Origin of the sequence: Alteromonas gilva, assembly GCF_028595265.1 — a bacterium.
In the GTDB taxonomy this organism is placed as follows: domain Bacteria; phylum Pseudomonadota; class Gammaproteobacteria; order Enterobacterales; family Alteromonadaceae; genus Alteromonas; species Alteromonas gilva.
Genome location: NZ_JAQQXP010000001.1, coordinates 19,939 through 39,205, shown reverse-complemented (window position 1 = coordinate 39,205; position 19,267 = coordinate 19,939). Strand labels below are relative to the sequence as shown.

Genomic DNA, 19,267 nt, shown 5'->3' with positions numbered 1-19,267 from the left:
CGGGCTTGATAATGTTAAGTATTCCTGCGGTGATTATTTTATGCCGCGTTTTTCCATTGAGGCATAAATAATTTTAGCCTGAATTAAGGTAATCACATTACTGACAAGCCAGTACAGTACCAGACCGGCCGGGAACCAGATAAAGAAAATACTCATTGCCACAGGCATAAACTGCATGATCTTTTGCTGCATAGGATCGGTCATGGTAGTTGGCTGCAGTTTTTGCAGCAGATACATACTCGCGCCGGTTAATATTGGCAGCACAAAGTAGGGGTCTTTGACCGATAAATCTGTAATCCACAGCACAAAATCAGCGTGGCGTAATTCAACGCTTTCCAGCAACACCCAGTACAATGCTAAAAATATTGGCATTTGCAGCAATAGTGGGAAACAGCCGCCCATGGGATTTACTTTTTCTTTCTTGTACAGTTCCATCATGGCTTGCGACATCTTCTGACGGTCATCGCCAAAACGGTCTTTAAGCTGCTGCATTTTAGGCGCTAAATTACGCATTTTGGCCATCGACTCGTATTGCTTTTTGGTTAACCAGTACATGGCACCTTTAACAATAATAGTGATGAGGATAATCGCGACACCCCAGTTTCCTACCAGGCTGTGCAAGAACTGAAGCAAGGCAAACAGAGGCTGCGAAATCCAAAATAAAATGCCGTAATCAACCGTGAGATCCAGGCCAGGTGCCAGTTTTGCAAGTTTATCTTGATCCTTAGGCCCTAAATATAGCGTGCTGGACAACTCGAGGGCTTGGCCTGACGCCACTGACGCCGGAGTTCCGGTATAACCAATAATGGCATACTGACCATTTAGCATTCTGCTGTATAACGAGTTAGTTTCACTTTGCGGTGGTACCCAGGCCGACACAAAGTAGTGTTCCAGCATACCTACCCAGCCACCGGTGGTGGAGATGCGCAGTTTGTCGTCTTCAATATCGTCGAACGAGTACTTTTTGTAACGGTTGTCGGCGGTAGAGTAGGCTGCACCGCGGTACGTTGGCATAAACATATTGCCACCTTCCGCTTCTTCGGTGGTTTGTTTAAGCTGCGCATATTGTTGGAATGTGGCAGTTCTGCCCGAGTTATTGCTGATAGCATAACTCACATCAACATCGTTATGGTTACGGCTGAATGTAAAGGTTTTGGTAATGCTTATGCCATCATTACTTGACCACGTTAGGGGGACCGACAAGGTGTCACCGGTTAACGTATACGACTCGGCAGATGCCTGATACAGGGGCCGACCCTCAGAGCTCCCATCGGGACCGTCCTGGCCAACCAAACCACTCTGCGCTACATACAGACCTGCATTGGCGCGTAATAAACTGTATAACTCTTCTGAGCCCTGGGTCACCGGAAACTTAACCAGATCAGCATGAACTACGTCACCGCCCACTAAGTTTATGGTGACATTCAGTGTATCGGTTTGCACGGTCACATAGTGCTGCTGATTACCACTGTTAACAGGTGCCTGGGGGAGCGAATCGTTAGTGGCAACCGGTACATCTTCATCGGTACCATTGTTAGCAGAAACTGACGATGCAGATGGCACACCCGCTGGTACGTTATCAGTTTGTGTTTGACTGATTGGTTGAACAGGTTGAGGACCGTAATCCGCATGCCATTGTTGCCAGAGCAAATAGCTTACAAATGCTATTGCAATTATCAGAATACTTCGTTGCGATTCCATACTGGTCTCTTTTTAATTTGAGTGTTTATTATGTTGTTTGTGTTCGGGCACCGGATCATATCCGCCTGGGTGCAAGGGCTGGCATTTTAATATGCGTTTGATAGATAACCAACCGCCAAATAGCAATCCGTGCGATTTAAGTGCATTTAATGCATAAACAGAGCAACTTGGGTGAAACCGACAGCGTTGTCCGAGTACTGGTGATATAAACCAGCGGTAGAAGTATATCAGACATAAGGGCAATGCTATTAGCCCGAAGTGCAGCGCTTTTCGAGCTTTTTCCATAATTTTTCCAGCGTGGCAAATACTTCCTGGTTCGATAGGGCATCTGCACCGGTTTTACCCACTACAATAATATCGATACCTGGCAGTATGTTAGCGCGATGACGAAAGCTTTCACGAATCAGTCGTTTAATTCGATTGCGTTGGTTTGCTTTGCGAATACGTTTCTTGGCGAGTGTAATGCCAATACGTGGATGGGAAAGTTGATTATGTCTGGCAAGCACCGTAAAGCACGGTGAAACGGCAGGAATTGCGTTATCAAAGACATAGGTAAAGTGGGAGGGAGCAAGTAGCCTTAACTCCCTGGAAAATTGATTTTCGCCCACTTTTGGCAGATACCACTAAGCAGAAAGGCGAGCACGACCCTTGGCACGGCGAGCGGCTAGTACTTTACGACCATTTTTAGTCGCCATACGAGCACGGAAACCGTGAGAGCGTTTACGCTTAAGATTGCTCGGTTGAAATGTTCTTTTCATGACCAAAGTCTCACTTTTCGTAGTTAAATAATAGTTACTGCAACTGCGTAAAAAATGTACGTGCTGCAAAAGGACGCTGAATTCTAGAGATCTATTGGCCTGATGTCAATGCCAATGGCGTTTTAAAGCGTTTATTTTTGTACAAATAAACGCGATGTGAGTGAGGATTTAGCGGCCATCTGTGCATAAATTGGTTTTACACTGTATTTATCCACAGAAAAGTGTTCTCTGACAGTTATTGAGACGGATGTCAAGCCTGATCGCAGCTACTGATCGCCTATACAGGATCTTCGATCAAGGCGTGTGATCGTATATTGATATTATAAGTTTTTCTTTATGAAACATCGTTTTAAAGGTTTATTTAAGGCCTTTTTATGAGATCCCGATTTACATCGGATCGAATAAGTAAGATAATCCACAAGTTGTCAGTAGATCTGCTGTGTTGTCATCAGATAACGCACGAATATCAGCTTTTACTTTCTGTATCGTTCTGCATCATTACATAACTTTAATAAAGAATAAGAACAATAAAAATAAGGTCTACACCTACTAACGGAGCATAATAGTAATATGTCTTTATGGAATCAGTGCCTGGAACGTTTACGCCAGGAACTCCCAACACAGCAGTTTGTTATGTGGATAAGACCACTTACCTCAGATCAAGATCACGATGCTGTTACACTGTATGCTCCTAACCGGTTTATTTTGGACTGGGTTCGTGAAAAGTACCGGGACAAAATTAATCAACTTTTTATAGAGTTTTGCGGATCCCAGCAAACACCGCAATTGCGTTTTGAAGTTGTTCAGCGCAGACCTTCTTCTGGTACTGGTAGCAGTGCCGCGGTTAATACCCCTCCCATGCAGTCGAACAGGGGCAATGAGGATACTCGCAGGGCGCCGGCAGAGCCTGATCCTGCGGCCAGTAATTCACCACAAGCTCAATCCTTTCCGGGCAGTAATGCGGCGGGTTTTAGTCAGTCCTCGTCATCGGTGGCTAGGGCAGCAGTCGAGCAAACAAGACAATCTCAACCAAGAGCTAATCAGGTAATACCTATTCCTGAAGGGGTAAGCCACAAAAGCAATATTAATCCCAATTATCAGTTTGAGAATTTTGTTGAGGGTAAGTCAAACCAATTAGCCAGAGCTGCAGCAAGTCAGGTAGCGAATAATCCAGGTGGCTCTTATAACCCCTTATTTATTTACGGTGGTACCGGTTTAGGTAAAACGCATTTGTTGCACGCGGTGGGCAACGGCATCTTAGATTCAAAAGACAATGCCAAGATTATTTATATGCATTCTGAGCGGTTTGTTCAGGATATGGTTAAGGCTTTGCAGAACAATGCGATTGAAGACTTTAAGCGATTTTATCGTTCCGTAGATGCATTGTTAATCGATGATATTCAGTTCTTTGCTAATAAAGAGCGTTCGCAGGAAGAGTTTTTTCATACTTTTAATGCGTTGCTGGAAGGTAACCAGCAAATTATTTTGACCTCTGATCGTTACCCTAAAGAGATTGATGGCGTTGAAGACCGTTTAAAATCACGTTTTGGCTGGGGGCTAACCATAGCTATTGAGCCGCCGGAACTTGAAACGCGGGTGGCTATACTTATGCGTAAGGCAGCCGAGAATAATATTAACTTGCCTAATGAAGTGGCGTTTTTCATTGCCAAGCGTCTGCGCTCAAATGTTCGTGAGCTGGAAGGCGCGTTAAACCGGGTTATAGCCAATGCCAATTTTACCGGGCGACCTATTACTATCGATTTTGTTCGCGAAGCGCTGCGAGACTTACTCGCTCTGCAAGAAAAGTTGGTTACAGTTGATAATATTCAAAAAACCGTAGCAGATTACTATAAAATAAAAGTATCTGATATTCTGTCTAAACGGCGCAGTCGCAGCGTAGCCAGACCCAGGCAGGTTGCTATGGCGTTAGCCAAAGAGTTAACTAACCACAGTTTACCCGAGTTGGGCAATGTATTTGGTGGCCGTGACCATACAACTGTGTTGCATGCATGCCGCAAAATTGAGCAGCTAAAAGAAGAAAGTCATGATATAAAAGAAGACTATAAGAATTTAATCAGAACGCTGTCTTCTTAATAAAAACCAACACAGGTGAGAAAAGAATTCGATGAAATTTACCATCAGCCGGGAAAACTTTTTACAACCATTGCAACTTGTATCCGGGGCAGTAGAGAGACGTCACACCCTGCCAATTTTATCTAACGTTTTAATTAAGGTTAGTGAAGGCGCACTATGGCTAACAGGTACAGATTTAGAGGTTGAACTGATCTCTAGCATCAAATTGGAAGATGAATTTTCTGAGGGTGAAATCACCGTACCTGCCAAAAAATTATTTGATATTTGTCGTGGCTTGTCAGAAGGCACGCAAATTAATTTTTCCCTGGATGGTAATAAAGCGATTATAAGAGCGGGGCGCGGTCGTTATACCTTATCGACGTTATCTGCCAGTGACTATCCCAACCTTGAAGACTGGGAAGGCGAAGCAGAATTCGAAGTTTCAGGTGCCAATCTTAAACATCTTATCGATAGTGTTTCCTTTTCGATGGCACAACAAGATGTGCGTTATTACCTCAATGGTATGTCGCTGGAAACGGAAGAAAACCTGGTAAGAACTGTTGCTACAGATGGTCACCGCCTGGCTTTATGCAGACTCGAATATACCGCGGCGTCGCTGCCTGCCCGACAAGTGATCATTCCGCGTAAGGGCGTGTTGGAAATTTCTCGCCTTATAGAAGACGACGACAAGCTCTTAAAGATACAAATCGGCGCTAATCATATTCGCATGTTTTCCACTGAGTTTATTTTTACCAGTAAACTCGTTGATGGGCGTTTCCCGGACTACCGTCGTGTATTGCCTAAAGAGAGTGATAAAGCAATTTTAGCAAGCAAAGGTGTTTTAAAAGATGCTTTCTCCAGAGCGGCAATTTTATCTAACGAAAAGTTTAGAGGTGTTCGCCTCAATATTTCTTCTGGTGAATTGAAAATCACAGCGAATAATCCTGAGCAGGAAGAAGCCGAAGAAATTGTCGATATTGATTATCAGGGTGACTCACTAGAGATTGGTTTTAACGTTGCCTATTTAATTGATGTACTCAATTCGATTAATTCAAATAACGTTAAAATCAATTTGATGGACGCCAACTCCAGCGCGCTAATTGAAGATGCAGATGACGACGCGGCGTTGTACGTTATCATGCCCATGCGTTTGTAGAGTGACTGTCGCTGCTGTGCATGAATACTGTTTTGCTGGGGTGTTAACATTTGGTCGCAAGATTAATGTTTTCTCCCAGCCCGGTTTGCCAGGATTACTCAGTAAAGTTTTATCACGTGATTAGTATTTACCTTGCACAGCATCCCGCCTTTATTAAGCTCATCATTTTATGATTTTGGATAAGGTTCAGCTCACACAGTTTCGTAATTTCGATTCGGTACAACTACTGCCTTCTCCAACACTAAGTATTATTACCGGTAAAAATGGCAGCGGTAAATCGTCGCTATTGGAAGCGCTACATTACTTAGGCTACGGACGTTCATTCAGAACGTCTAAGCATCAATCGGTTGTGCAGCATAATTGTGATGCGTTCACTATATTCGCTAATTGTATTAGTGAAGGGGATAAGCAGTATAAGATTGGTTTGAGCAGGGGGCACGGCGAACAGTTCAAATGCAGTGTCAATGGTGAGCATTTTAAGCGGCTCACGGATTTAGTCAGTTTACTGCCCATCCAGTTGTTTACGCCTCAAAGTACTGACCTCGTTATTGGCTCTCCCTCAGAACGTCGCCGTTTTTGTGATTGGGGATTGTTCCACGTGGAACAATCCTATGCAGATCTGATTAAACAGTTCACAAAAGTACTTAGGCATCGTAATGCGCTGCTAAAGGACTATAATAGAGATTCTCGGGAATTTGATGCAGGTTACTGGGATCAACAGTTTATCGTCCTGAGTGAACGCATAGACGCCTTACGGCTGGAATATGTGAATAAGTTAATACCCATATTTAAAGAGACTTGTTTGCAATTTCTACCTGAGTTTTTAGTCGAAATCTCGTATTATAGGGGTTGGGATAAAGACACTGAATTGTCTGAGGTTCTGCGTCGTAAACACAGTTACGATCAAAAAGTTGGATACACTTCAGCGGGCCCGCACAAAGCGGATTTACGCTTTAAGGTTGATAAAAACCAGGCTCAGGAAGTGTTATCAAGAGGTCAGCTACGAATGGCTGTAGCAGCGCTACAGTTAGCACAAACAAAATTGTTTACCTTAGAAACCAATAGACACAGTATCTTTTTACTTGACGATATTGGTGCAGAATTAGATGCAGACAAACGAGAAAGATTCATTGACGGGTTAATAGAAACACAGACCCAGGTTTTTGTTACAGCGATTGAACAAGAACAACTTGAATTTGTGAATAAATATAAAGACAAAAAAATGTTTCACGTGGAACATGGTTCCGTGAACGAGGAGTAAAACTAAATGTCAGAACAGAACAATTATGATTCTTCGAGTATTAAAGTTCTGAAAGGTTTGGACGCAGTTCGGAAGCGTCCTGGCATGTATATTGGTGACACCGACGACGGTACTGGCTTGCATCACATGGTATTTGAGGTTGTCGATAACTCAATAGATGAAGCATTAGCTGGACACTGTTCTGAGATCACAGTTCAAATCCACACCGATGGCTCGGTTGCCGTTTCAGATGATGGTCGCGGAATTCCCACAGAACTACATGAAGAAGAAGGGGTGTCAGCTGCGGAAGTTATCATGACGGTGCTACACGCCGGTGGTAAATTTGACGATAATTCTTATAAAGTATCCGGCGGTTTGCATGGCGTAGGTGTGTCAGTGGTTAACGCACTATCACGCAAACTTAAGCTTGTTATACGCCGTGGTGGTAAAACTTACGAACAAGAATACCAACATGGTGTGCCACAAAAACCCCTGGGCGTAATAGGCGACACCGACAAAACAGGAACGACTCTGCGTTTTTGGCCAAGTACTGACACCTTTACTAATGTCGAATTTCATTACGAGATACTGGCTAAGCGATTAAGAGAGTTATCGTTTTTGAACTCTGGTGTGTCGATTCGTCTTAAAGATGAACGTGATGGCAAAGAAGATCACTTCCATTACGAGGGCGGAATTCAGGCGTTTATTGAATACTTGAATCGTAATAAAACACCTATTCACAACAAAGTATTTCACTTTTCCAGCGAGCGTGAAGACGGTATTTCAGTAGAAGTGTCGATGCAGTGGAATGATGGATTTCAGGAAAACATCTACTGTTTTACCAATAATATTCCACAACGTGATGGTGGTACGCACCTGGCAGGTTTCAGAGGTGCGCTAACACGTACGCTGAATACCTACATGGAAAAGGAAGGCCTCAATAAAAAAGCAAAAGCGTCAACCAGCGGTGATGATGCGCGGGAAGGCTTAACTGCGGTGGTATCGGTAAAAGTGCCAGACCCTAAGTTTTCTTCTCAGACCAAAGATAAACTGGTGTCATCTGAAGTACGTCCTGCTGTTGAGTCAGCAATGAACGAAAAGCTGACCGACTACTTACTGGAAAACCCAACCGAAAGTAAGATTATCGCTAACAAGATAATTGATGCGGCACGGGCACGTGAAGCGGCCCGAAAAGCACGTGAAATGACACGTCGAAAAGGTGCCCTGGACCTAGCAGGCTTGCCCGGTAAGCTTGCCGACTGTCAGGAGAAAGATCCCGCACTAAGCGAGCTGTACATAGTGGAGGGTGACTCTGCGGGCGGCTCGGCAAAGCAAGGTCGTAACCGTAAAAACCAGGCTATCCTACCGCTCAAAGGTAAAATTCTGAACGTCGAAAAAGCACGATTTGACAAGATGCTGTCTTCTCAGGAAGTGGCAACGTTGATCACCGCACTGGGTTGCGGGATTGGTCGTGACGAGTATGACCCTGATAAACTGCGCTATCACAGCATCATCATTATGACCGATGCCGATGTTGATGGCTCGCACATCAGAACGCTATTACTGACATTCTTTTACCGCCAGATGCCAGAAATTATAGAACGTGGCTATGTGTATATTGCCCAGCCACCACTGTATAAGGTGAAAAAGGGCAAACAAGAGCAGTACCTTAAAGACGATGATTCGCTAACCCGACACCTCACTTCAATCGCGATTGACGGTGCAGAGCTTTACACTAGCGATGAGGCGTTACCGGTAAAAGGTTTAGCCTTAGAGAACCTGGTTAATCAGTATCAGGGCGTTGAAAAGCTTATTGCCCGCATGTACCGCGTTATGCCAACGAGCTTGTGGTACAAACTGATATACACCAAAACATTGTCGACTGATGATCTGACTAATGAGAGTGCGCTAGCGGAATTTGCCTCAGAGTTTACCAGTGCGCTGGAAACTCAGGAAACCGATGGTGCATTGTACAAGTATGAGATCAAACGTGATGCAGAGCGAAGTGAATACTACATTGCCATTATCATGCGCATGCACGGCATCGAATACGAATATAATATGGGGCGCGATTTTATCGAGTCACCGGAATATCAACGTATCAAAGCCCTGAATGAAGCCATTAACGGAATGATGGAAGAAGGCGCCTACATTAAACGTGGCGACCGCAAGCTGGCGGTTGAACACTTTAAAGATGCGCTGGACTGGTTAATGAGTGAAGCCAAGCGTGGTCAGTATATTCAGCGCTATAAAGGACTGGGCGAAATGAACCCGGATCAATTATGGGAAACCACCATGGATCCGCAAAGCCGCAGAATGCTGCAAGTAACTATTGAAGATGCGGTGGCTTGTGATCAGCTGTTTACCACCTTAATGGGTGATCATGTTGAACCACGTCGTGCCTTTATCGAAGCTAACGCGCTCAACGTAGAAAACCTCGACGTATAGACGCCGCTATCTCACTCATAGCTGCCTGAATAAAAAAAGCCCGATAACAAATCGGGCTTTTTTGTACCTATTCGATGACCGACACATATTGCAGACTGTTGAGCATGACAGCGCAGACAAAGCCATATACATTAATCAAAATCACAAAAAAAAGGATTAATATGGGCAATAAATTACTTCTGGCTGCTACGCTGGCAGCATCGCTGGGTATTGCAGCGCCAACATTGGCTGCAGATACGACTTTTCAAATGTGGCCCTCGGCTCAATATCTCAACAGCATCCCAACCCACAAAGAGCTGCTTGGCTACAACGCCGGGGAACGTATAACCAGCCACAGCGATATGGTTAAGTACTTTGAAGCGTTGCAACAAGCTGCACCAAAACGCATAAAGCTGTTTAAGTTTGGCGAAACATGGGAAGGCAGGGAGCTTATCTACGCGGTGATCGGCTCAGAAGAAAACCTGATGAATCTCGATGAGTACGTCGAAGGTATGGCGAAACTGAGCGACCCACGGGTTACCTCAAAATCTGCCGCGCAAAAGCTTATTGACGAGCTGCCAAGCTCAGTATGGTTGGAGCACGGTGTACATGGTAACGAAATATCCAGTACCGACGCTGCCATGATGACGGCTTACCATTTGTTAGCCGCTACCAACGTCAAGATGAACAAAACCATCTTAGACAACACTCTGGTATTCATCGACCCATTACAAAACCCTGATGGCCGCGCGCGATTTGTGAGCCGCTACTACTCAACGGTTGGTGCCATGCACAGTGATGACCGCCTTAGTGCTGAACACAATGAACCCTGGCCTCGTGGACGCTCAAATCATTATCTGTTTGACATGAACAGAGACTGGCTTGCAATCACGCAACCAGAAACTGCAGCACGGGTTAAATTACTTAATAAGTACAAGCCTACGGTTGTTATTGACCTCCACGAAATGGGCAGTGATTCGAGCTATTTCTTTGTGCCGTCAGCACAGCCAATCAACCCTTACATGCAAGAAGGGCAGCTGGACAACAGCATGCTGATCGGCAAAAACAACGCCAAATATTTTGACCAATTCGGTTTTAGTTACTTTACCCGCGAAGTATTTGATGCCTTTTACCCTGGTTATGGCGACAGCTGGCCAACTTTCTATGGCGCGTCAGCCGCAACCTATGAGGTGGCGTCTGCCCGTGGTGAACGCATTAAAACGGCCGATGGTGAGATATTAACTTACCAGGATACCGTTCAGCGTCACTTTGTTGCATCCATGGCTACGGCCGAGGCCACTGCCTTAAATCGCGAAAAAATACTGACTGATTTTTATCAGTATCAGGTAAACGCCATTGCGGCCGGTAAAAATGATGATGAAGAACGCGTGTATATATTACCAAATGAACGTGATCGCGCAGGAACGCATCGATTAGCCACACTCATGGCTGAGCATGGCGTAGAGGTAAAACAGGCGTCAGAAAGCTTTAAAGCTTGTGGTACAAGCTATAAAGAAGGTGCCTACATTATTGATACTGCACAGCCCCGTGGTTTGTTTGTAAAAACCACCTTTACCGAGCAGGTTGATATGGCAGCCGAGTTCATCAAAGAACAAGAGCGTCGCCGGGCCAATAAGCTGCGTGACCAAATCTATGATGTCACCGGTTGGTCGTTACCGTTAATGTTTAACGTCGATACGGACCACTGTGGACGCGCCGTATCGGTTGACGGCAACTTTATTAGCGCCGATACACCATTACTGGCTGATGTAAGCAACATTGATGCAAAGGTTGCCTACATCGTACCCTGGGGTGATATGTCTGCAGGTCGCTTTTTAACGGCAGCACTACGTGCTGGCATTAAGGTTAAAAGTGCCGATCAGGCATTCAAAATGGAAGCTGGTCGTTTCCCGGCGGGGTCGTTGATTATCGAAGTCGCCAAAAACGACGCCGATTTACCAACCATCATTGCGTCACTGGCTAACGAAACGGGTGCCAAAGTGGTTGGGGTCGATAGCAGCTGGGTGACAGAAGGACCGAGTTTTGGTAGTGGTAACACTGTCACCATGAAAGCGCCTAAGGTGGCAATGGCCTGGGATGAACCAACCAGTTCGTTAAGTGCCGGCAACACGCGTTTCGTGATAGAGCAACAGTTTAACTATCCGGTTACTGGTATCCGTGCCAATGTATTAAGCCGCGCCAATCTGAGTGATTATCAGGTACTCATTTTACCGTCAGGCTATTATGCAGGTGATTTAGGTGCAGGTGGTGCTCAAAACATAAAAGACTGGGTACAAAAAGGCGGGGTATTAATTACCCTGGCAGATGCAACCCAATGGGCCGCCTCCGAGAGTGCCGGTTTACTTGATGTCGCAAGAGAGTATGCGGTAAAAGAAGAGGGGGCCAGCGCGCCGACTGCAGATGGTGACGATGTGGTGGCCGGTACTGTCATTAAGGATAAAGCGGGCTTTATCGACATGATCGAAAACGACAAAGACATGCCTGATTATGTTGCCGGTATTCTTGCCAACGTCGAAGTCGACCAGGAGCACTGGCTAACCGCTGGCGTTAATCAGGACGTCGTTGCCATGATATACGGTAATGATGTGTATTCACCTATTAAGCTGGCATCCGGTAAAAATGTGGCGTGGTTTAAAGGTAAAGATGAGGTTATGGCAAGTGGCTATATCTGGGATGAATTTAAGTCTCAGATTGCCTATAAACCCTATCTGATTCATCAACCAATGGGTCGGGGAATGGTGATTGCCTTTACCCAGGAGCCTGCAACCAGGGCCTATCTCGATGGCTTAAATGTGATGCTGATGAACACCATATTCCGTGGTGCAGCGCACGCGAGACCGCTTCCATAATCGCTGTTGTAGCATCTCGTATGCAATGATCCGCTGCCTGGCTGATGCAGGTCAGGCAGCAAATCTCAATTGCGCAGGTTGGTCTAAAGCTGCGTAATAGTCAGGATGATTTGAGAATCAGTATTGCCTGTCACCGCAAAACGATACGTTGCCGTGGTCTTTGGAATAAACTGCAGGTTTTCAGCTTGCTCTGCACAGCTAAGCACTGTTGGTTCGCTAAGGATAACTCTTAATCCTTTGTAACTGCCGCCACAGGTCTGGGACAGCGTCCAGTTGGCGTTGGAAAACTTAAAGTCATAGGGCTGCCCATCGGCGATAAGCTCTACATCTACGTACCACTTACTATTACCACGCTGCAACTGGTAAGCAGGCTTGGCTTCCCACCAGTTAAATACACCACGTAAATACCAGTCAGAAAAAACAATCCTCGGCTTTTGCTCCGGGTACATTGGATACATGCCCGTTTGCGTACAGCCGGCAAGAAATACCAGCAGTACAGCAACCATAGCGAACCTGCGTTTTTGCATATAATTGGTTTCCTTATAAAAAAGGGCACCTGTTAGTGCCCTTAGTCTCTGTTGGTTATTCGGATATGGCTAACCTTACTTCGCCAGCAGTGATATGTCTGCGGTAGTTAAAAACAGGCTGCGAAGTAACAGCAACAGGGCCAGCCGGTTTTGTTTAACCTTGTCATCGTCTGCCATGACCATCACATTATCAAAAAACGCATCAATGCTCGGTCTTAAGGTGGCAAGCTGAGACAATACCTCAGTATACTCACGCTCACTGGCGTGCTGCAGAATACTGCCTTTGATAGCCTCGATATCGTTATAAAGTGCTATCTCGGCCTCTTCGGTTAACAACGACCCGCTGATATCGGCATCGCCGGCAACATTATTCTTAGCGAGAATATTGGCAACCCGCTTATTCGCCGCTGCAAGCGCTTCTGAGGCGTCGTTTTCCTTAAAGGCTGCTACCGCATTAATACGCGCTAAATAATCGGTTGGCTGTGTTGGACGACGTGCTGAAACCGCCTGAATAACATCAGTATCAACATTCTGATCCTGCAGCAATGCGTTAAAGCGACCAAGAATAAAATCGACCACTTGCTCGTTACACTGTGCATTACTGAGTTTGTCGGCATAGATATCAACCGCTTCGCTGACGACTTCCTCGAGGTCAATCACCAGCGATTTTTCCGTGATAATGCGCAACACCCCAATGGCTGCCCGACGCAGGGCAAACGGGTCCCGATCACCCTTAGGTAACTGGCCAATGCCAAAAATACCCACCAGGGTATCAAACTTGTCAGCCAGTGCCACGGCGGCGCTTTCCAGCGAGGAGGGTAACTCATCACCGGCAAATCGCGGCAGGTACTGTTCGTATAAGGCATTGGCTACCGGCTCGGGCTCGCCGTCATGCAGGGCATAATATTTACCCATTACGCCCTGAACATCCGGAAATTCCATGACCATATTGGTCATCAGGTCGGTCTTAGATAGCAACCCTGCGCGCTCGGCGTGTGCCGGATCGGCGTTAATTGTTCTGGCTATCGAGGCCGAAAGCCTGGCGATACGGTCAGATTTATCTTTAAGCGTACCCAATTGCTTTTGGAACAACACGGTGTCAAGGGATGCACGTCTTGAATCGAGGGTATGCTTTTTATCGGTATCAAAGAAAAACTCAGCATCAGCAAGGCGAGGGCGGATAACCCGCTCGTTACCACTGATAATCTGTATTGGATCGTTGCTCTCGATGTTTGTCACAAACAAAAACTGATTCGACAACGAACCGTCTTTATTAAGCAGCGGCACGTACTTTTGGTCATCTTTCATGGTATAGATGAGCGCTTCTTTGGGCACATTTAAGAAATTCTCATCAAAGCTGGCTTGCAGCACTACAGGCCATTCCACTAAGGCGGCGATTTCATTTAACAGGCTGTCGTCGTAATCGGCAACAAGGCCAAGCTGCTCGGCTTTACTATTAAGCGAGCTGGCGATCTGCGACGCACGGGTGTCGAAATCAGCCACAACATAATGCGACTTGAGCGCCGTCAGGTAATTATCCGCATGATCGAGCTCAAAGGTTTTGTCACCGTGGAAACGATGCCCCTGAATAGTCCGGGAGCTATCCATGCCGAGTGCCGAAACGGCTATTAACTCACTGCCAAACAATGTGCACAGGGTATGTACCGGACGAATAAACTGGGTCTCATAGTTACCCCAGCGCATCGGCTTGGAAATAGGTAATTTGGCAATCGCCTGATTAACAATGTCCTGAAGCAGGGCACTGATCGGCTGGCCTTTCACTTCGGCTTTATACAGCAGCCATTCGCCTTTATCGGTTTTCAGTCGCTCGGCTTGCTCAACCGAAATGCCATTACCGCGTGCCCAGCCCACCGCCGCTTTGGTTGGATTTCCTTCGTCATCAAAGGCGGCACTTACGGCTGGTCCACGTTTTTCAACGATCTTATCCTGTTGATGCTCAGCAAGACCTACAACGTACACCGCTAAGCGCCGCGGTGCGGCAAACCAATGGGCCTGAGTAAAGCTTAGTTCCGCATTGTTGAGGGCATCTTCTACGTTTGCGGCAAAGCTGCTTCCTAGCTGGATCAACGATTTAGGAGGGAGTTCTTCGGTTCCCAACTCAATTAATAAATTCTCTGTACGCACTGTTACTGCTCCTTCTGACAAAGCGGAAAACCGAGATCTTCGCGTGCCTGGTAATAGGCTTGTGCACAGGCTTTTGCCAGCGTTCTGACACGTAAAATGTAACGCTGTCGTTCGGTGACTGATATGGCATGACGCGCATCGAGCAGGTTAAACGCATGAGATGCTTTCATAACCTGTTCATAAGCAGGTAACGGCAGGTTCTTTTCGATCAGTAACTGACTGGCCGCTTCGCATTCGTCGAAGGTGTTAAACAGGGCATCAACATTTGCATGTTCAAAGTTATACGCTGATTGCTCCACTTCGTTCTGGTGGAATACATCTCCGTAGGTCACTTTGCCCATAGGACCGTCCGTCCACACCAGATCGTAAATGCTGTTTACACCCTGGATATACATGGCCAGACGTTCTAAACCATAGGTAATTTCGCCGGTAACCGGCTTACACTCGAGTCCGCCAACCTGTTGGAAATAAGTAAACTGGGTAACTTCCATGCCGTTAAGCCAGACTTCCCAGCCAAGACCCCAGGCACCGAGTGTCGGTGATTCCCAGTTATCTTCAACAAAGCGGATATCGTGCACGAGAGGATCGAAGCCCAGCTCACGCAACGAGCCTAAATACAATTCCTGAATGTTATCCGGAGAGGGTTTCAGCATTACCTGAAACTGATAGTACTGCTGAAGGCGGTTAGGGTTTTCACCGTAACGGCCGTCGGTAGGGCGTCGGCATGGTTGCACGTAAGCACTGCTAATTGGCTCAGGGCCCAGCGAACGCAAAAACGTCATTGGGTGGAATGTACCAGCACCCACTTCCATATCCAGTGGCTGAATAATTACACAACCTTGTCTGGCCCAATAATCCTGTAAGGCAAGGATTAAGCCCTGAAATGTTTTAATATCGTACTTGTGCATACATTAACGACTATAACTGACTGATGACTAAAAGGTGGGTTAGTATACATTCTGCAGGCCGTCGAATGTAGGCCTGAAAGGACTAAATTCCGACTTGGCTGGCTAAAAAGCATCGATTACTAATCAGAAAGCACAGGTTATCCGGCTCACGACCTTAAAATCCGCCTGCTGGCAGAAAGGAGCGCAACAATGACAGAACAACTAACCCGCTGTGAGTGGGTGTCTGATGAACCTATTTATCAGGATTATCATGATAATGTGTGGGGCAGGCCGGAGCGTAATCCACAGCAACTGTTCGCCAAATTGTGTCTGGATGGTCAGCAGGCCGGACTAAGCTGGATAACCATTTTAAAAAAGCAGGCAGAGTTTGAGCGCGCGTTTTACGGTTTTGATCCGCACAAGGTAGCGCAAATGACCGGTGAGGATGTGGAGCGTTTAATGCAAAACAAAGGGATTATTCGCAGCCGCTTAAAAATAAACGCCATTATTAACAATGCCCGAGCGTATTTGGCTATCAGTCATCAGCAAAGCTTTACTGACTTCATCTGGCAGTTTACAGACCATCAAACCAGGGTTAATAGGTGGCGGACAAGCAAAGAAGTGCCGACCAGCACGCCAGAGTCGAGAGCGATGGCAAAAGCACTTAAGAAAGCCGGATTCAGTTTTGTTGGCGAAACCATTTGTTATGCGTTTATGCAGGCGGTGGGTATGGTCAACGACCACACCCTTGACTGCCATTGCTACAACGAAGTGCGGTCTCTGGCCATTACCGGGTAACGCGACTCGCAAAATGTGATCAGCGCGGGTAATTCTTTGAGCACCTTAGACTCGTGCTGCTCTTCGATGGCTTCGCGGGCTTTATCCTCGGCTATACGCTGCTTTTTATCCAGCGCTTTACGGTCTTCGAGTATGGCAAAACCACTTACTTCGTTGAACAATTCATGTATTGCAGGGTAGCTCGCGGCGTAATCTTCGGTGACTTCTTCGGGTAATGCTCTGAGCAACCGGCAAATACGAATGACGCCCTCAGAGACATTACACTGCTGCTGTAGCATCGCTCTGGAAATGGTATGAACACTTTCAAATATGGTTTCCAGACGTTGCTCTCTGGCGGCTTTTTGGCGGGCATTTTGCTGCTGCAGCCGAAACATTAACCGGCCTGCATAAACGCCCAGAACAGCAATAATGAGTAGCCCAATACTTACCAGTATCATCCATACCATAGGGGTAGCTTACCTCTCAAAGTCATCTAGTTTGATAGCATCCAATGCCGCAAATTCGTCTTCGTCGTCATCGCTTTCGTCGGCGTCAGCGGTGATGCCCATCAGTTCACACAGCGCCTTGTGACGGGCCATGTGTTCATCTACATAGTGTTGCTGGTCTTTGTTCAGAGGCTTACCCTGATCGAGCTTATCGAGCAGTGAAATAAGCCGGCTATCGGCTTCCAGCGCAGCGAGCTCTTCTGCCGGTGTTGCGAACTTACGCTTTTGCGTCGCGACAGGTGTCTTAATTAATGGCACCGGTTTTTTACTCCCCAAACGAGGATCCTGGTTGCCGCCCGACGTGGACTTTTGCTGCCGTTTGTCTTCGACATTATGACGACTACCCGGGCTGTTGCCCTTGCGCTTTTTTACCCGCCCGGACGACGTCTTGTGTTCGAAATCAGGGTCTTTACGCACGCCAATAAGACCTACTTTACGGGATTTCTTTTTCTTAGCCATAACGCTCCAATCGAGCCAAATGCTCTGCTAGTGTGAATTCATCTGTTAACTATTATAACGCGTTATTGCTTTGGCTTCTGCATCAATACAATGTCACGTTGGGGAAAGATCACATTGAGGCCATGCTTTCTGGCTAACCAGGTAAAGGTTTCGACTGAAAAAAAGCACACATGTGTGGGGTCGTTCTTGTAATGCCACTGGGCAAATTTGTCGGCGCTGAGTACGCGTTTAGTCATAATGGCCAGCCAGCCACCGGATTGGAGCAGCGTCATCCAGCGTTGCCACTCCCGGGCCGGCCTGTGAAAGTGTTCAATAGACTCAGTCGCCGTTATAACATCGTAGTGCTCTGCCGGGATCTCAAACGGGCCAAATAACGGGTCGTAGCAATCAGTATGATAGCCATGTTGAGCAAATAAGTGCGCCAGTGCATGGCACGGGCCGCTACCGTAATCGAGTATGCTGGGGGCTGGCAATGTCAGGTGAGGTAGTACGCATTCAACCAGGCGGTTTAAAAAGCTAAGATAGCCGCTGTCGGTCAACGTGTTCTGGTGAAGCTGGTATTCAGCAAGCTCTTGTTGTTGAGTGGGGAGTGATTGCGGATCAACAAACACCAACAGACATTGTTTACATCGAAAATAAACGCGCAGTTTATCCTGATGAAAAGCGATGACTTTCTTACACTGGCAAAGTGGGCATTCAATCATATTGAGCGTAATAAAAAAGGCGATGGTATCACACCATCACCTTATAATTGAGTGTCAGATGACACCTCTCCCGTTAGTGCACTTCTCTGTGCGGCTGGCTTCCTGCAGTGCTCCCCTTATTTTTCTTGCTTACAGAGCATTTTTTGTTCTGGGTCTTCCTGACACTTTATAATATCGTCCTGAACAATTGCTTGTTGTTGCTGTCGGACTGTTTCACAACAGGTTTCACGACAACGCATAGATTACAGGAACTGGCTTAAATTACAACCATGAATGTTACACTTTGTTAACATTCGAGTGTAAACAAACAGTTAGCTTGTTTTAGTGTAAGCCCGCAACGTAATTAGCCAGTATTTCGATATCTTCATCGGTTAACTTAGAGGCGATATCACGCATCATGCCGTTCATATCGTTATGACGCTCACCGGCACGGAATGCTTTAAGCTGCGCAATCGTATAGGCAGCATGTTGGCCGCTAATATCCGGAAATCCAGCCAGTTGCATGCCGTTACCACTTGGGCCATGGCAGGCAATACATGCCGTAACACCGCGTTCTGCGTCGCCACCACGGTAAAGGGCTTCGCCCGGCTCAATAAAGTTTTCAGGGGTAGAGCCCGGGCTGGCTTCCTGACTGGAAAAATACGCTGCTAAGTCAGCGATGTCCTGATCACTGAGGGGGGCAGCCATACCGTTCATCACGGCATTGTTACGTCCTTCTTCGCCACCGGTCGAAGACGCCAGGCGAAATTCCATTAATTGCTTGGCCAGGTAATTTGCGTGCTGACCTGCAATTTTGGGGTTTAATTCAATCATACTATTACCATCAGGTCCGTGACAGGCAGCACAGACAGCTGATTTTGCTTTCCCGGCTTCAGGGTCTCCTTCAGCAGTAACAGAAGCAGTAAACCCAAGGGTTAAACAAAACAACAAACACAGTTTTTTCATAATTATTCTCTTACAAGGATCCAACGGCTGATAGGATATACGTGATATCATGCGTATTTTACACATTTAACGCGTCAGAAAAACCTATTCCA

General features: G+C 46.4%; 17 protein-coding genes. 6 read left to right on the top strand and 11 right to left on the bottom strand.

Going from position 1 to position 19,267, the window contains the following annotated elements:
• Nucleotides 1–33: 33 nt before the first annotated feature.
• From yidC to rpmH, 4 genes are read right to left on the bottom strand one after another with little or no spacing between them, the layout of a single operon-like run.
• Entirely contained in the window at nt 34–1,701 is a 1,668-nt protein-coding gene (gene yidC, locus OIK42_RS00180; protein WP_273637537.1) for a membrane protein insertase YidC, read from the bottom strand.
• Nucleotides 1,702–1,713: 12 nt separating this feature from the next.
• Nucleotides 1,714–1,986, bottom strand: a complete 273-nt coding sequence (gene yidD, locus OIK42_RS00175) for a membrane protein insertion efficiency factor YidD (RefSeq protein WP_273637536.1) — start codon at nt 1,984–1,986, stop codon at nt 1,714–1,716.
• Entirely contained in the window at nt 1,950–2,309 is a 360-nt protein-coding gene (gene rnpA, locus OIK42_RS00170; protein WP_273637535.1) for a ribonuclease P protein component, read from the bottom strand. Before rnpA ends, yidD begins: the two co-directional genes overlap by 37 nt.
• Nucleotides 2,310–2,324: 15 nt before the next feature.
• Nucleotides 2,325–2,459, bottom strand: coding sequence for a 50S ribosomal protein L34 (gene rpmH, locus OIK42_RS00165; protein ID WP_014290886.1), 135 nt, complete (start codon nt 2,457–2,459; stop codon nt 2,325–2,327).
• Between the two features lie 570 nt (nt 2,460–3,029).
• Here rpmH and dnaA point away from each other — a divergent pair.
• From dnaA to OIK42_RS00140, 5 genes are all read left to right on the top strand, one after another.
• Entirely contained in the window at nt 3,030–4,553 is a 1,524-nt protein-coding gene (dnaA, locus tag OIK42_RS00160; RefSeq protein WP_273637532.1) for a chromosomal replication initiator protein DnaA, read from the top strand.
• A 31-nt stretch (nt 4,554–4,584) separates the two neighbouring features.
• Nucleotides 4,585–5,688: a DNA polymerase III subunit beta gene (dnaN, locus tag OIK42_RS00155; RefSeq protein ID WP_273637531.1), complete on the top strand. Its 1,104-nt coding sequence runs from the start codon at nt 4,585–4,587 to the stop codon at nt 5,686–5,688.
• A 169-nt stretch (nt 5,689–5,857) separates the two neighbouring features.
• Entirely contained in the window at nt 5,858–6,949 is a 1,092-nt protein-coding gene (recF, locus tag OIK42_RS00150; protein ID WP_273637530.1) for a DNA replication/repair protein RecF, read from the top strand.
• A 6-nt stretch (nt 6,950–6,955) separates the two neighbouring features.
• Nucleotides 6,956–9,376 carry a DNA topoisomerase (ATP-hydrolyzing) subunit B gene (gene gyrB / locus OIK42_RS00145; RefSeq protein ID WP_273637529.1) on the top strand — a complete coding sequence of 807 codons (2,421 nt, stop codon included), beginning with the start codon at nt 6,956–6,958 and terminating at the stop codon, nt 9,374–9,376.
• Nucleotides 9,377–9,537: 161 nt separating this feature from the next.
• Complete coding sequence (locus OIK42_RS00140) at nt 9,538–12,225, top strand: M14 family metallopeptidase (protein WP_273637528.1); 2,688 nt, start codon at nt 9,538–9,540, stop codon at nt 12,223–12,225.
• An 83-nt stretch (nt 12,226–12,308) separates the two neighbouring features.
• Here the strand turns inward: OIK42_RS00140 and OIK42_RS00135 are convergent, their stop codons facing one another.
• The 3 genes from OIK42_RS00135 to glyQ all read right to left on the bottom strand — a co-directional run bounded on the left by OIK42_RS00135 (nt 12,309) and on the right by glyQ (nt 15,805).
• Nucleotides 12,309–12,752 carry an early set domain-containing protein gene (locus tag OIK42_RS00135; protein ID WP_273637527.1) on the bottom strand — a complete coding sequence of 148 codons (444 nt, stop codon included), beginning with the start codon at nt 12,750–12,752 and terminating at the stop codon, nt 12,309–12,311.
• A gap of 75 nt (nt 12,753–12,827) precedes the next feature.
• Nucleotides 12,828–14,897, bottom strand: coding sequence for a glycine--tRNA ligase subunit beta (glyS, locus tag OIK42_RS00130; protein WP_273637526.1), 2,070 nt, complete (start codon nt 14,895–14,897; stop codon nt 12,828–12,830).
• Between the two features lie 2 nt (nt 14,898–14,899).
• A complete protein-coding gene (gene glyQ / locus OIK42_RS00125; RefSeq protein ID WP_273637525.1) occupies nt 14,900–15,805 on the bottom strand; it encodes a glycine--tRNA ligase subunit alpha in 906 nt (301 codons plus the stop codon).
• Between the two features lie 189 nt (nt 15,806–15,994).
• Between glyQ and OIK42_RS00120 the strand changes: the two genes are divergently transcribed.
• Nucleotides 15,995–16,582: a DNA-3-methyladenine glycosylase I gene (locus OIK42_RS00120; RefSeq protein WP_273637524.1), complete on the top strand. Its 588-nt coding sequence runs from the start codon at nt 15,995–15,997 to the stop codon at nt 16,580–16,582.
• On the opposite strand, the gene OIK42_RS00115 is transcribed toward OIK42_RS00120, so the two are convergent.
• The 4 genes from OIK42_RS00115 to OIK42_RS00100 all read right to left on the bottom strand — a co-directional run bounded on the left by OIK42_RS00115 (nt 16,546) and on the right by OIK42_RS00100 (nt 19,175).
• Nucleotides 16,546–17,028, bottom strand: a complete 483-nt coding sequence (locus OIK42_RS00115; RefSeq protein ID WP_273637523.1) for a DUF2489 domain-containing protein — start codon at nt 17,026–17,028, stop codon at nt 16,546–16,548. The two genes, OIK42_RS00120 and OIK42_RS00115, sit on opposite strands and share 37 nt — an antisense overlap.
• Nucleotides 17,029–17,037: 9 nt before the next feature.
• Nucleotides 17,038–17,526, bottom strand: a complete 489-nt coding sequence (gene yihI, locus OIK42_RS00110; protein WP_273637522.1) for a Der GTPase-activating protein YihI — start codon at nt 17,524–17,526, stop codon at nt 17,038–17,040.
• 62 nt (nt 17,527–17,588) lie between these two features.
• Nucleotides 17,589–18,230, bottom strand: coding sequence for a class I SAM-dependent methyltransferase (locus OIK42_RS00105; RefSeq protein ID WP_273637521.1), 642 nt, complete (start codon nt 18,228–18,230; stop codon nt 17,589–17,591).
• Between the two features lie 321 nt (nt 18,231–18,551).
• A complete protein-coding gene (locus tag OIK42_RS00100; RefSeq protein WP_273637520.1) occupies nt 18,552–19,175 on the bottom strand; it encodes a c-type cytochrome in 624 nt (207 codons plus the stop codon).
• Between the last annotated feature and the right edge of the window lie 92 nt (nt 19,176–19,267).

What these genes read in the sequence shown, in the direction of transcription:
- yidC (WP_273637537.1), bottom strand. Translation starts at nt 1,701, where the DNA reads ATGGAATCGCAACGAAGTATTCTGATAATTGCAATAGCATTTGTAAGC.
- yidD (WP_273637536.1), bottom strand. Translation starts at nt 1,986, where the DNA reads ATGGAAAAAGCTCGAAAAGCGCTGCACTTCGGGCTAATAGCATTGCCC.
- rpmH (WP_014290886.1), bottom strand. Translation starts at nt 2,459, where the DNA reads ATGAAAAGAACATTTCAACCGAGCAATCTTAAGCGTAAACGCTCTCAC.
- dnaA (WP_273637532.1), top strand. Translation starts at nt 3,030, where the DNA reads ATGTCTTTATGGAATCAGTGCCTGGAACGTTTACGCCAGGAACTCCCA.
- dnaN (WP_273637531.1), top strand. Translation starts at nt 4,585, where the DNA reads ATGAAATTTACCATCAGCCGGGAAAACTTTTTACAACCATTGCAACTT.
- recF (WP_273637530.1), top strand. Translation starts at nt 5,858, where the DNA reads ATGATTTTGGATAAGGTTCAGCTCACACAGTTTCGTAATTTCGATTCG.
- gyrB (WP_273637529.1), top strand. Translation starts at nt 6,956, where the DNA reads ATGTCAGAACAGAACAATTATGATTCTTCGAGTATTAAAGTTCTGAAA.
- OIK42_RS00140 (WP_273637528.1), top strand. Translation starts at nt 9,538, where the DNA reads ATGGGCAATAAATTACTTCTGGCTGCTACGCTGGCAGCATCGCTGGGT.
- OIK42_RS00135 (WP_273637527.1), bottom strand. Translation starts at nt 12,752, where the DNA reads ATGCAAAAACGCAGGTTCGCTATGGTTGCTGTACTGCTGGTATTTCTT.
- glyQ (WP_273637525.1), bottom strand. Translation starts at nt 15,805, where the DNA reads ATGCACAAGTACGATATTAAAACATTTCAGGGCTTAATCCTTGCCTTA.
- OIK42_RS00120 (WP_273637524.1), top strand. Translation starts at nt 15,995, where the DNA reads ATGACAGAACAACTAACCCGCTGTGAGTGGGTGTCTGATGAACCTATT.
- OIK42_RS00115 (WP_273637523.1), bottom strand. Translation starts at nt 17,028, where the DNA reads ATGGTATGGATGATACTGGTAAGTATTGGGCTACTCATTATTGCTGTT.
- yihI (WP_273637522.1), bottom strand. Translation starts at nt 17,526, where the DNA reads ATGGCTAAGAAAAAGAAATCCCGTAAAGTAGGTCTTATTGGCGTGCGT.
- OIK42_RS00105 (WP_273637521.1), bottom strand. Translation starts at nt 18,230, where the DNA reads ATGATTGAATGCCCACTTTGCCAGTGTAAGAAAGTCATCGCTTTTCAT.
- OIK42_RS00100 (WP_273637520.1), bottom strand. Translation starts at nt 19,175, where the DNA reads ATGAAAAAACTGTGTTTGTTGTTTTGTTTAACCCTTGGGTTTACTGCT.